The sequence below is a fragment of the Acinetobacter sp. genome, from assembly GCF_045628685.1.
In the GTDB taxonomy this organism is placed as follows: domain Bacteria; phylum Pseudomonadota; class Gammaproteobacteria; order Pseudomonadales; family Moraxellaceae; genus Acinetobacter.
Genome location: NZ_JAZQPV010000010.1, coordinates 1 through 11,311, shown reverse-complemented (window position 1 = coordinate 11,311; position 11,311 = coordinate 1). Strand labels below are relative to the sequence as shown.

The 11,311-nt window shown below is 46.6% G+C and carries 23 protein-coding genes; 1 reads left to right on the top strand and 22 read right to left on the bottom strand.

Annotated features, from left to right (window positions below):
* The 14 genes from ACKI4H_RS01940 to ACKI4H_RS01875 all read right to left on the bottom strand — a co-directional run.
* Positions 1-422 (bottom strand): hypothetical protein (locus ACKI4H_RS01940; protein WP_407303482.1); only part of this gene is annotated, 422 nt, incomplete at its 3' end.
* Positions 419-760, bottom strand: coding sequence for a hypothetical protein (locus ACKI4H_RS01935; RefSeq protein ID WP_407303480.1), 342 nt, complete (start codon positions 758-760; stop codon positions 419-421). The genes ACKI4H_RS01940 and ACKI4H_RS01935, both read right to left, overlap by 4 nt.
* A gap of 74 nt (positions 761-834) precedes the next feature.
* A complete protein-coding gene (locus ACKI4H_RS01930; RefSeq protein ID WP_407303479.1) occupies positions 835-1,266 on the bottom strand; it encodes a hypothetical protein in 432 nt (143 codons plus the stop codon).
* On the bottom strand, positions 1,263-1,712 hold the full coding sequence (locus tag ACKI4H_RS01925) for a hypothetical protein (RefSeq protein ID WP_407303478.1): 450 nt from the start codon (positions 1,710-1,712) through the stop codon (positions 1,263-1,265). The genes ACKI4H_RS01930 and ACKI4H_RS01925 overlap by 4 nt, the downstream gene beginning before the upstream one ends.
* Positions 1,709-2,650 carry a hypothetical protein gene (locus tag ACKI4H_RS01920; protein WP_407303477.1) on the bottom strand — a complete coding sequence of 314 codons (942 nt, stop codon included), beginning with the start codon at positions 2,648-2,650 and terminating at the stop codon, positions 1,709-1,711. Before ACKI4H_RS01920 ends, ACKI4H_RS01925 begins: the two co-directional genes overlap by 4 nt.
* Positions 2,651-2,875: 225 nt before the next feature.
* Positions 2,876-3,115 carry a hypothetical protein gene (locus ACKI4H_RS01915; RefSeq protein ID WP_407303475.1) on the bottom strand — a complete coding sequence of 80 codons (240 nt, stop codon included), beginning with the start codon at positions 3,113-3,115 and terminating at the stop codon, positions 2,876-2,878.
* Between the two features lie 54 nt (positions 3,116-3,169).
* On the bottom strand, positions 3,170-3,358 hold the full coding sequence (locus ACKI4H_RS01910; RefSeq protein ID WP_407303473.1) for a hypothetical protein: 189 nt from the start codon (positions 3,356-3,358) through the stop codon (positions 3,170-3,172).
* Between the two features lie 252 nt (positions 3,359-3,610).
* The gene (locus ACKI4H_RS01905) at positions 3,611-3,877 is read right to left on the bottom strand and encodes a co-chaperone GroES (protein ID WP_407303471.1); all 267 of its coding nucleotides are present in this window, start codon (positions 3,875-3,877) and stop codon (positions 3,611-3,613) included.
* Positions 3,877-4,584 carry a hypothetical protein gene (locus ACKI4H_RS01900; RefSeq protein ID WP_407303469.1) on the bottom strand — a complete coding sequence of 236 codons (708 nt, stop codon included), beginning with the start codon at positions 4,582-4,584 and terminating at the stop codon, positions 3,877-3,879. The genes ACKI4H_RS01905 and ACKI4H_RS01900 overlap by 1 nt, the downstream gene beginning before the upstream one ends.
* Positions 4,585-4,712: 128 nt before the next feature.
* Positions 4,713-4,940 (bottom strand): hypothetical protein, encoded by a 228-nt coding sequence (locus ACKI4H_RS01895; RefSeq protein WP_407303467.1) that lies wholly within the window; start codon positions 4,938-4,940, stop codon positions 4,713-4,715.
* A 1-nt stretch (position 4,941) separates the two neighbouring features.
* Positions 4,942-5,166 carry a hypothetical protein gene (locus ACKI4H_RS01890; protein ID WP_407303466.1) on the bottom strand — a complete coding sequence of 75 codons (225 nt, stop codon included), beginning with the start codon at positions 5,164-5,166 and terminating at the stop codon, positions 4,942-4,944.
* Positions 5,163-5,765 carry a hypothetical protein gene (locus ACKI4H_RS01885; protein WP_407303464.1) on the bottom strand — a complete coding sequence of 201 codons (603 nt, stop codon included), beginning with the start codon at positions 5,763-5,765 and terminating at the stop codon, positions 5,163-5,165. Before ACKI4H_RS01885 ends, ACKI4H_RS01890 begins: the two co-directional genes overlap by 4 nt.
* Positions 5,758-5,943 (bottom strand): hypothetical protein, encoded by a 186-nt coding sequence (locus ACKI4H_RS01880; RefSeq protein ID WP_407303463.1) that lies wholly within the window; start codon positions 5,941-5,943, stop codon positions 5,758-5,760. Before ACKI4H_RS01880 ends, ACKI4H_RS01885 begins: the two co-directional genes overlap by 8 nt.
* On the bottom strand, positions 5,940-6,548 hold the full coding sequence (locus tag ACKI4H_RS01875) for an AAA family ATPase (protein ID WP_407303462.1): 609 nt from the start codon (positions 6,546-6,548) through the stop codon (positions 5,940-5,942). The genes ACKI4H_RS01880 and ACKI4H_RS01875 overlap by 4 nt, the downstream gene beginning before the upstream one ends.
* Before the next feature lie 106 nt (positions 6,549-6,654).
* Here ACKI4H_RS01875 and ACKI4H_RS01870 point away from each other — a divergent pair, with 106 nt between their 5' ends.
* Complete coding sequence (locus ACKI4H_RS01870) at positions 6,655-6,897, top strand: hypothetical protein (protein WP_407303461.1); 243 nt, start codon at positions 6,655-6,657, stop codon at positions 6,895-6,897.
* A gap of 21 nt (positions 6,898-6,918) precedes the next feature.
* Here the strand turns inward: ACKI4H_RS01870 and ACKI4H_RS01865 are convergent, their stop codons facing one another.
* The 8 genes from ACKI4H_RS01865 to ACKI4H_RS01830 form a co-directional block, all read right to left on the bottom strand.
* Positions 6,919-7,236 (bottom strand): hypothetical protein, encoded by a 318-nt coding sequence (locus ACKI4H_RS01865; RefSeq protein ID WP_407303459.1) that lies wholly within the window; start codon positions 7,234-7,236, stop codon positions 6,919-6,921.
* Between the two features lie 33 nt (positions 7,237-7,269).
* On the bottom strand, positions 7,270-7,674 hold the full coding sequence (locus ACKI4H_RS01860; protein WP_407303458.1) for a hypothetical protein: 405 nt from the start codon (positions 7,672-7,674) through the stop codon (positions 7,270-7,272).
* 33 nt (positions 7,675-7,707) lie between these two features.
* Complete coding sequence (locus tag ACKI4H_RS01855) at positions 7,708-7,869, bottom strand: hypothetical protein (RefSeq protein ID WP_407303457.1); 162 nt, start codon at positions 7,867-7,869, stop codon at positions 7,708-7,710.
* Positions 7,870-8,106: 237 nt separating this feature from the next.
* Positions 8,107-8,421, bottom strand: coding sequence for a hypothetical protein (locus tag ACKI4H_RS01850; protein ID WP_407303456.1), 315 nt, complete (start codon positions 8,419-8,421; stop codon positions 8,107-8,109).
* 9 nt (positions 8,422-8,430) lie between these two features.
* The gene (locus tag ACKI4H_RS01845) at positions 8,431-8,625 is read right to left on the bottom strand and encodes a hypothetical protein (RefSeq protein ID WP_407303455.1); all 195 of its coding nucleotides are present in this window, start codon (positions 8,623-8,625) and stop codon (positions 8,431-8,433) included.
* A 62-nt stretch (positions 8,626-8,687) separates the two neighbouring features.
* On the bottom strand, positions 8,688-9,044 hold the full coding sequence (locus ACKI4H_RS01840) for a hypothetical protein (RefSeq protein ID WP_407303453.1): 357 nt from the start codon (positions 9,042-9,044) through the stop codon (positions 8,688-8,690).
* A gap of 56 nt (positions 9,045-9,100) precedes the next feature.
* Positions 9,101-10,582, bottom strand: a complete 1,482-nt coding sequence (locus ACKI4H_RS01835; protein ID WP_407303452.1) for a SprT-like domain-containing protein — start codon at positions 10,580-10,582, stop codon at positions 9,101-9,103.
* Positions 10,583-10,646: 64 nt separating this feature from the next.
* On the bottom strand, positions 10,647-10,931 hold the full coding sequence (locus tag ACKI4H_RS01830) for a hypothetical protein (protein ID WP_407303450.1): 285 nt from the start codon (positions 10,929-10,931) through the stop codon (positions 10,647-10,649).
* Positions 10,932-11,311 lie beyond the last annotated feature (380 nt).

The following is an 11,311-nucleotide window of genomic DNA, read 5'->3' as shown; positions in this document are numbered from 1 at the left end:
GCAATGCTTTCAGGTTTCTTTGGAACACCCTTTTGCGGAATACCAATCTTTTCACGATGCTCAAGAGATTTGGGTTTTCCTGCAACGCAATATCCAATCTTTGATGTTTCACGATCTTGATAATGACCATTTAAGCAAAGTGGATTCTTTCGATGTTCTTTGATTAAATCCTGTTCATGCCAGTAAACTGTGAAGTCGTTTTCACCTGAAGCAAAATCATCATGAGTAAAAATGACTTCATAGATAAATGCATCTTCTCCATATATTGCGATTTCAGATTTTAATACATCTGAGGAAGATTTATACCGTTTCCACAAATCTTCTTCAGGCGTAAATCCCTCGCGAACATTTGCATATCGTGATCCAATATAAAATGAACCCGTATAGCAGTTCACAATAACATAGACGTAAGGGTAGATCATTCGTCATCTGCACGTGGGCCTGGCAGCAGGTCCTGGTCAAGCATGACCTGATCTACGAGGTCGATCAGTTCCTGCAACTTGCCCTTACGCTGGACATAGTCATTCTGATATACCATCTGTACGTAGGTATTGAAGACGGCTGGCTTTAAGCCGAGCTCGTTCAGCGCTTGCTCACGAAACCCCTTGAGCAGTTCTTGCTGAAGAGCGATTGCGGTTTTACATTTGACAGCTTCGTCAATATAAGAGTTTAGCAGGGCCTTCATGGAAGGTTGAGCCATGATCTCGTTAATTTCACGAAACTTGCTTGATTTTGCGATGTTTGCTGGTATGTTTGCCATGGATTGCCTTTGTTGGTGAGGAGTGATGGTATATTTTACACTACACACCGACAAAGTACGATCATTTCGGAGGACTAATTCAGATTTATGTCAGGTTCCCTGGCCTTCATGAAGACCCTCGCCTGAGCTACGGCGTGAATAGAGGCAGACTCCTCCTGAGCAGCATCAAACATCCAGATGCGCGCCAGTTCACCTGTGCCCCATTCCTTGGACTTACTGTCGACCCCCGTATAGATGGGATTCACCTCAGACATGACCATCATGTGATCAGCTTCGGCCAGCTCCGTATTCACCTGCTCTGCAATGTTGTTCATCAAGGCACGAACGCTGTTGGAACAATCAAAGTAATTCGCGAAGGTGCGCGAATTGATCGTCAGGTCAGAGACGCCTGGGAATTTTCTACGGATTGCGCAGTTAGACAGATCGCGCACTTTTAAGGTTGCCGTATATGAAAAGTCCGATTTGTTCATGCTGATGCCTTCCAGCTCATTGGTGTTTTGAATCAATTTAGCATCCTCGTTTCTTGGAGAGCAACGATCTCGGGGTAAGATGGTAAATCGAATGCATGACACGCAACACTGCCCTCGATGATGTTCATCTCACCGTGGTGGACGTTCACGTTCTTCATGATGAACGGATTTCCTTCAAAACCGACGAATTTATAGTTTTCCTCACCCTCGCACTGCAGCACCGCGTCAATCTCGTCGACAGACGAGGGAATAAACAGCGGGTTGAATATCTCTTCTTTGCGCGTATCGAGCCCCTCTACGAGATGGTCAATATTGACATCCATCATATTGGTAGCCTCAATGTCACTGTTGAAATCGCTAGAGATTAACATGATGCTCGACACATCGGAGGCTGTACTTGGCGACAACTTTTCCATGATGAAGTCAATTGGATCACCATCAATGTGGACAACGAAGAACGATTTTGTAGTTGGAGTAATCATGCATCAGGTCCTGTAATAACTTTTCCATCGATTACAATCTGTTCCTCATCACCAGGGGTTATCGTCGACAGCGGTCTTTCCATAGTGAACTTTGTGAAGCGCAAAGGTGGGAACAGGGTGACAAGTGAGGATGCAGTTGCACGGGCGGTTGTCACACCGTCTGCTGCGTAGTACTTTACAAAATCGCGTTCCTCACTCAATCCATCGAGGCGCATCACCACGTCGGCGTAGCGGTCAAGCTGTGTGTACGGCCGACGAGCCAGAAGGAACATGACGTTCTTGTCTTGTGGCGGAATGAGAATTGAGTTCAACGGAATCTGCGGCGCGATCAAGTCGAGGTCTAAGGTGTAGAGGTAGTAGCGCTGCCATACATCGGAGTTAACCATGCCTTCCACATAATTAACGTTTTCATATGCACCCGTCCCAATACGTGATTCATCGCGTCGGTTACGTGTGAAGGTTAGCTGATATGCGTTTGCCGGTTGTTTCTTTGAAATGATCACATCAACCTGAGTAGTTCCAGATTGATCTATTAACGTGTTGAAAACGATGGTATTTGGAGCGACTGACGATAATGTTCCATTGGCGACTTGATAGTCAGTGGGGCCGGTGCCTTGTTCACGTTGCACGCCATTAACAAAGACTTGCACTAGATCAGGGTTTTCCCCATGCGCTGCGAAGCGAAGTGCCTTCTTTTCTAGACCACTCTCAATGCCGGATATGGTAGTAAATGGTTCTTCCTTGCGAAAGACATACGCTCTGTAGGCTTTTGGCGCATCTGCTTTCCCTATAAACGTGAGACTCAGTTGCGCTTGGTCGAGGGTTGATGCAATGACAAGCTGCTTGAGAGATCCTGTTTGAAGATTAATCAAATCAGGCGCAGTGTTAATATCTGTTCCTAAAGATTTAACAGTGCCGCGGGGTTGCCAATCAGTCACACCTACTTCAGGAGAAATTGAAATGCCACCACTCGACCTGTACTCTATTGGCTGCAGTCGCCCTTCGCATCCTTGCGTAATCGTGCACCGATCTGGTGTGTAGTGAGTGACATCTACAAGTTTGTCGATATTTCGCCGGCAGAGTGTACAGGCCAAGTGCAGGTATTTCTTCAAAATTTTCTCCGTAGCATCATGCGTTGATGCTATTATTTATCACCTCTGCGCTTATGACTTTTTGGGTTGACGGTAACGACGAAGTGACACATCGACGTCATTACAGTTGAATGCATGCCCATTTTCAAAGTTCTCGACTTTGACACACGTTCCAGCGCCGTCTCTATAGACCATTGGTAGGAGTCGATAATCCATGTAGAAAGTAAAGGCACACGAGGTGACTGCTGAAATGACGGAAATGGCAATTGCTAAGAATAGCAATTGCCACGCGGTTACATTCATGAACTTCATAACTTCTCCTTGGTATTTATGTCGAACCCGGATTACTCTCACCAGGTGTCGTCCTTAGTCTTCTAGGTCCTTGTAGAAGATTTGAGCGCCTAGGGCGCGGGCAGTGGCTTCGATGGCACATGCAATATCGTCCATCATTTCTAACCCGTGTGTTTCTTGGGTCAGAGTAACGATGTGCGTGTCGCCGGCCGTTATCACGGCCGTTTTCTCATCTTCTGACAAAGCAACGGTAAGGTACTTCATTAGTCGTAATCTCGATCAGTCATGGTTGTGGGCGCAGCGAAGCGTGCACCACCATGGGCGAACACACATGTTCGAACCCACGGATACGGGCAGTGACTTGCTTACGGGAAGGGCAGTCGACGCGAGCGCAGCGGTCGTGGTTGGACTTACGTTCGCAGGCTGTACAAGCTTTGGGCTGATCTTTCATTGTGTGCACCTAAAGGTTGACGATGTAGCCATTTTACACTACATCGTCAACAATGTACACCAATTTTATTCGGCGAGGGTCGCCATGATGTCGTTCTCGGTCATCACAAGCATGGGCACGCCGTCGACCTTTACTTCTTGGCCGGAGAACTTAGCATAGAGGACTTTATCGCCACTCTTCACGTATTCGCATAAGGGGCCGGCTGCGAGAACACGTCCTTTATCTGATTTCTCCGTTGGTAAATCAGGAATGTACAAACCTGAGGCATGCGGCGGTTTGGGTAGAGGTAGAACGACGATGCGGTTGTTGAGTGGCTTGAGTCGAATTTCCATTATAGTCCTTTTGGTTTACGACCTAAAATCCATGGTTCTCCAGGATGAGCTTTTGCCATGGTATTTTTATCTGTGGTCGGGTTGTAATAAAAATGCATGCCTTGTTGGGCTTGCTTCCATTTCTGTTTCATATCATCTTGCTGCAAAGTACACTTCATTGATTCTGATTTCTTTTTGCATGTCTCTGGTGCAGCTTGTGCAGCTTGTGCTTTTCTACCTGAAGCTTGCCTTTCTTCGGTTGCCCATGATTCTTTCTGACTTGTGCTTCTTGCTTTTTTGACATCTGGATTATTAAGAACTTTTCTCAAAGTTTCAGAACGCTTCTTCTGTGTTTCAGGATTATTTTGAGCAACAAGTTGAGCCTGTCGATTTTTCTCAATAGTTTCCTGAGATGCTTTTCTTCCACCTAAACCACCACCTTGGAGATTTAAACACCCAGCTTCTCCAAAATGCATTTTCACTATAAATGCTTCATGAAGGTATGCATCATCTTCAGAAGAAAAAGTTTCAATTATAGAAGTTGTCCATTCCTCTTTTGGGTACTTTTTTCGTGCGTGCGTAAGAGCAATTCCACTTCCAGTATATTTTCCACTTAAGACATTACGTGTTATGCCCTTACCCAAATAGAATTTTCCTGAAGGATGATACGTTATGTAGGTGCAGAATTCACCTTGAAAAGGGATGATATTGGTACCCATTTTTTCCATGTGCCTTGATCAGGATCAGAAGGGGTTACTTCAACTAATTCTTGCGCTTTACTACCTATCGCACGACTAGCTGTTCTGCCTGTTAATCTAACTTCTGACTCTCCGCATACATATGTTTGATTTTCCATTTACTCTTCGTCCTCATCATCGAACTCACCCATGTCGTTCTCGTCCTCGAACCGGCCATTCCACGACATGTGGTCCGTATCGATCTCGTGTGGGCTCGATTCATGGTTGTAACCTGGCGCGTAGCGGTAAAGCTTGTCATTGTAGTCCTTCGCTTCCTCTGCTGTAGGGAAGTAGCGGAGGCCGACGTCTCCATCGACTAGGTCTTCTGTTACGATCCAAATTTTCATGTCAATCCTTTACTTTCGCCACCTCGATAGCTTGGTCGATGATGTTGATTGCGAACGGAGTAGCATGTGCCTTTGCGATGCACTCATCGCGGATTTCAGTCAGCTCAGTAACAACAATCTCGTTGCTGCAGTCTATAAGCCGACGAATCCTCTTCGTCATGTGCTCGGCGATCTGCTCTTTAGGAGCATCGCCGGGGGTCCGCAGAAGTGGGTCGAGGCGACTCATTCGAGTGCGGCTTTCATCAAAGCACGCATGTTACGTGCTGTCTCAAGCGCCATCAGTGCGTCATCAAGTGCATTGTGGCTACCATCACGTACCTTGCCTGTAAAGAACTCAAACACGTCGTTTGATTTATATTTACCGATCGTAATGAAGCCGGCCCCTGAAGTTTCAAGCATCACATGATGCACTTTAAGAGTAATGCCAAAATCATTTGCTAATTGCTGCGTAAAATCAATGTCGAACATAACATTGTGCCCAAGGAACATGATCTTGCTCTCTGCGCCAATGTACTTGAGGAGGAGTTCTAGCAGATCTGCTAGAGCTTCTTCACGTGAAACCCCATTTGCCGCGAGATGCTCACGTGAAAGCCCGTGAATTTTCTCAGCTTCCATCGACCACTTGTACTTTGTTTCGTCAAACTGCAGTTCACGATACAGAGTCTCTACTGGTTCGAGTGTTTCTGTGTTAAAGATAACGGCCCCATATGAAATACCTTGGTAGTCCTTGGTACTGTCACCACCGAAGTTTGATCCACTGGTTTCCCAGTCGATCGCTAACGAAAATAATCCTGGGGAATGGCGGCTATACGCGGCTTTAGTCATGAGTGTCTTTCTGTTGATTTACGAATTCATTTGCGGCGTCGATCCATTCTTTTGCACGCTCTTCAAATTCAGCAACGGCTTCCATATATTTTTCAGGGGCACCGAGATACTCCATAGCGCGTTGGCCAGCAGCTAGTTGCGCTTTGCCAAGCCGTTCAATGTCTTCTTTAGTAATCATAGTGTTTGGATCCAGTTATACGATTCATTAATTCTATCATCAATCGATTCAGTACTAATCCTAAACACAGGAACCATGCGTGGTTGAGCGTGGTCGAAGAAGGCGTCAAGCTGCTTCGACACGAAGTCTATGTGTTTCTCTGATGCGCGGTGAGGGTCTTCTTCGAACTTGATGTGAGGCATTGATGGCAGGAAGAGCACGCCTTCATACACCTCTTGGTTCTCGCGGCAGAGGCCGACGTAGTCCTTGAGGAACTCGATCGCATCTTTTACGCCCCACTTCCCTTGCTCAGTCAGCTCCCAAGCCCAGAGCTGGGTGTACGTTGCAATGTCTGCAAACGTACGCTCGGTAAGGATGATATCGACGTCGCGTCGCGCGCGGTTCTCTAACTCACGGACGTACTTCACATCTCTAACTTTGACCTGAAAGGCCATCATGGTCTCCGGGCTTTCCATAACATTTGTCAAAGAGCTCCATCCTAGCTCCTTTTGTACCTGACGGGAGACCTTAAAGTCGTCAACCTCAATGCCTGCGCCCTTCAACCCGTTGAGCAGAGTCGTCTTACCTCCACCTTGGGGTCCACTCAAGCCAACTAATGCTGCCATAAATTTTCCTTGGTTATAAAATAACCATGTTTAATTGTAACATTTTTCAGCACACCTGCTAGACCTTGTTCAGGACATAAATATCTTTATTCACAAGGAGAAACGTATGCGAGTAGATGAACTGTTCGGCCAGTTCCGTAACAATAATAAGTACGAGAAAGCAAAGGCAGAGCGTGAGGAACGAAATGCTAAACGTGGTCAGAAGATCCAATCAACAGACAAACCAGAGGATGAGGTTGATGCTGACGACGACGATGATGGGACGAAGAACGATCGGGAGGACAAGTTAAACAAGCGGAGTAACTCTACACGTGGAACTCAAGGTACTAAAAAACCAGGCCAAAAATAAGGGACCTTAAGGTCCCTTATTTCAGCGATTTAGCTCTCGTTTTGTTCGGGTAATTTCACCATTGACAAGAGGGCGGTTTAGGTAGTAATGATATTGCCGTTGATTTGGTTTTTTCTTATATGACGTTTTGATAATGAATGGCTTCATGAATGGCTTAATCAACGCAGCAATATCCTCATCGCTTTCTACGTCAAATACAACCTCACCACTGTCCACAGCAATTGATAATTGTGCATCGAGCTTTTTTGTTATTTCAGCCTTTGCTTGATTTATCGCTTTTGCGAGGTTTATACATGTCCACGCTTGTACTTTTTCTTGCAATAATTCTATTACTTTCACGTTGCATCCATTTATTTTGTTTGAATTTTTTATTTATAGCAAGCGATTACACCGCAGTAACTCATAATATGACGCTTTCACGAGATCGAGTGAAAATCCCGTGAGCTTGATGCGTTCGCGATCAAAGAACAGCATCATTGATTCCATGTTTGCGTACAGCTCATTTAATAAGCTTAATTCAATTCCACGTGGGCTTAACACAGGCGGCTCATGCTTTGCCCAATGGGCAATCTCACTAGCCAACAATGAAGGAATAGAGCCTAGATTTAGAACTGCAGATTTAAGTTCTTCATGCTTCACCCGTTCTATAAATGTTACTGGTTTGTTGCCATTAAAGAACGTTTCCGCCCCATCTAGTAAAATGTTTACCTGGCCCATCAGGGCCAGGAAGGCAGAATTTGCCTGATGAAGCATGTTTTTTCTAAGCTCAGCGTCCATGTGTAACTCTCCCGTCAGCATGGACCTATTTACTTACTGGCGACGCGAGAAGTAGTAAATGATATAACCGAGCAGGCCGAAAAATAGAACTAAAGCAACAATAGCTCCGGTAATAGCTACGCGAGCCGCCAGAAATATGAGCCCTAATCCGATTAAGATTGCGGCGATGATGTAAGCGATAAGTTTGAAGTTCATTGTTTAAGCCCTTTGTTTAACTTATTCAGAATAGTGAGGACGACGCGCGTGTTGTTGCTCGTCGTCAAGAACCAACAGTAGATGGCGTAGATGATTAGCATGATGCCGATGAAGGTGGTAATCGCTACACCCACACCGCCCATCAGATAAACAACGTACGCGAGGAGCGCTGCTCCAGTTAATGCACAAAGCCTGCCATGGTATTTCTCCTTTAGTGGGTTTCTCGGACTCTCGATATTACGTATTCACGATCATAACCTTGGCATCGGCCAATTTGGGGTTTTTACGGACTGCGGCCGCGGTCGGCTTGAACAGCCAGTAGCGGATGTCACCATCGGCTTCACGCTCGGTGTGGTCGAGATAAAACTCGACCGCCTCGTGTGTCTTGTGGGAAATCATGACAAAGCCTTGATCAGCTGCGTCGTCGTAAAGCTGGCCGAGTGGGTCGGCGCCGCTATGCGAAATTTCTGACATATCAGTAACGAACGAGTTCGTCCTTTTCGTGTACGTAAACCTTGCCGAAGAAATCTTGCTGCCAATGACGTTGGACATATTTTCTCCTTACACCAAAGATTTTTTGACTGCCTCGACGGTGGGGAAAATTTCTCCCACATGTTTCTTCGTCACCTGATATTGCCAACCCCCATTAACGCGGTAAATCGTACCAATTTTCTTCGGTTTGCGATTACCATCCGTCAGGTAAACATCAACTACCAACCCGACTTTTTCAACTTGGCGTTCTTTGAAGGTAAGCATTTTATTTCCCTTTGCTTGGTTGATGTAGCTATTATACCATTAACCTGTAGAGATGTACACTACTAATTAAGGCGCATTGCTTCGTAAGTCAGGGTCTCGTCGAAGTATGAGGTTGCAGGGGCCTTCCAGGCATCGTCCATTTTGTCGAATGTAGTTGCCATCATCGTGTCGGTTTGGAGGTCACCGGTGACCTCCCACAGGGTAGGCGCATTTTCCTGCAGGTAATACAAATTCACCGCCTTCGTGAGGAACCGCACAAGGTTTTGGAGCGAGACCTCAATGATGCACAACTTGTTTTGGTCCACCTCTTGGTTTACCCAGTACACCAAGTAGAGCTTTCCCTCGAACTCGTAAAGTGAGAGGAGCGGACCTTCCCACCAGATGAGGTCATTTACGTGAGTTACAGTTTTGAAATTCATTGGTCTTCTCCAGTTGCGGAAAAGCTGGAGAAGTCCAGCTTTTCCCACTTTCTTGTTTAGGCGATGTTCGACAGCGCGATTCGCTTCCAGAGCTTGGAGCCCGAGTTCGCAACTTGAATTACGTTCAGCAAAGAGCGGCTCGAGATTTCAGCTGCCATCTCACGGTGCTCGTAGAGGAAGTCGTATGCCATTTGCTTGACTTCCATCGGAGTTCCAGGCGCAAACTTCTCGCTTGGTAGAATCTGACGCATACGCTCGAAAGTTTCTTCGATTGTCAGTTCGATGTCAGCACGAAGGGAGCGGCTGATCAGTGGTTGGGGAAATTCTTCGGATGCAACGTTCGAGATGAAGATCACGCGGCCTTCGAAGAGGAACCGTTTCGGCAGCCCCGAGTTATCGAAACCTTCAACATTCCAGCTGATCCAACGTTCTTCGTCAGAGTCGAGAGCTGCCTTTAAAAGGTTCGCCGAAACCTCATTCTTCCAAGCTGCATCACAGTCATCGAAGACAATCAACTTGTGACGGTTTTCGAAGAGAGTGCGGAAGAGGCCTTTTGCCGAGGAGTAACCCTTGACGTAGTGGTAATCTCCCTCGAGTTCTGGCGCGTTGCGAACGTCTGTGGTGTCCATTGAATGGTAACGATCAGCTGGAATTCCGAAAACTACTGTCATGATCTTGCACCATTCTTTGCCGTGGCCTTCTTTCACCCTCAACGACTTCGGGTAGAGGACCGACTGAATATGGTGGGCCATTTCATGCGGCACGACGATGTCATGGTACTCGTCGGGGTTTTGCATCGCGAGCTTGATATTGAACTGGTACTTGTTGGAACCAGGGAAGAATTTGCCACCGCAGGTGCGGTTGTCGATGTCCATCGACGTGTGAAGGCCAGTAAAGTCTACCTCGCCGATGCGAAGGGTCAGTTCCTCACCTTCATCGTCCTCGTCATCCGAGTCCTCAGCTTCCGCTCTGCCTTTCTTCTGGACTGGATTTTCCTTGTAATACTGCTCTGCAATTTTCTTGCATTCCTTCATTCGACGAAGGATCATGTCTGCAACTTCCTGCTCTTCCGGAGTCAGGGCATAAGCGATTTTCTGTGCTTCTTCGGTCGATAGTAGACCGTGTTCACGGATTTTTTCTTTCGTGTGGAACGTCTTGCCGAGAGAACCAGTGCCGGTGATGATGAGCGAGCGATTCCCGTTTTCCTTCTTCTCCACCATCGCTCGGATGATGATGTCGACGCATTCGTCCAGCAACTCGTAACGCTCGGCAACTGTGAGGAGGTTGTTCGGTTTGATACGTTCGACGAAACCTTTTGCAGGGTCGTAAGCTGGCGAAGGCGCAAAGTTCATTGGCGCGTTCACGAAACCAGTGACGTTCAACTTCAGGGCTTTGGCGCATTTGCCTTCGTGAATACGGGAGATGACGTAATTCTTCGAAGATTCACCGCCGACCGACTTCACCAGGGTCTGGCCTTCATATTCAGCAGACCAGGTATTGGTGTTTTCATCGTGGCAGAGAGTTGCAAGATTCGACATTTTTTGTTCCTGTGTTTGTGTTGACATTAATCATTATACACAGGAACAAAGTAAATGTACAAAATTATTTCGTCAGTCCTGAAGAAGGTTTTGGAGAAGGCCGTTTAGGAATTAGGTTGACGGCGGTGATGTACTGGAGGTATCGGTAAGCCTCGTTGGCGTCAAGACCATAGTGCTCGCGAATTTGAGCGGTGTTCCAGCCCTCGAACTCATGGCGAGTTCGCATCTCAAGGATTTGCTCCTTTGAAAATTTGGCCTTCCATTGCGGACCCTTCTTTACTTTTGGTTTCTTCGTTAGGTCCGAGGCAACAGTTGAAACACCCTGGTTACGTGGGCTGAAGTATGACATCAATCTTCCTTTTCTTCAGGAACCTTCGGCGGCGCTTCCTCTAGTTCCTTCAGACGTTTCTGAAGCTGCTGCTCAATAACAGCGAAGCGATCACGCAGCTTGATCAATTATCTTTAAATGGTCCGTCTTCCATCATTCCCCCATTTGACATACTTCAGAAACGTTCACCACCTGACGATTACGATACATGCCCTTGTCTTCAACCAACTTTTGAAGCTTCGCGCGGTGCGCGTCAGCCTTCTTTCGATCAGTGAAGATTTCGTGGCTTGACTGAATGTGGTTCGTGTAGATACCAGCAGTCCCAATGAATTTAGTGAGACGGTAGACGATGAAGGCCATAATAAATTATTAGTTGACGACGACGACGACGACGACGACGA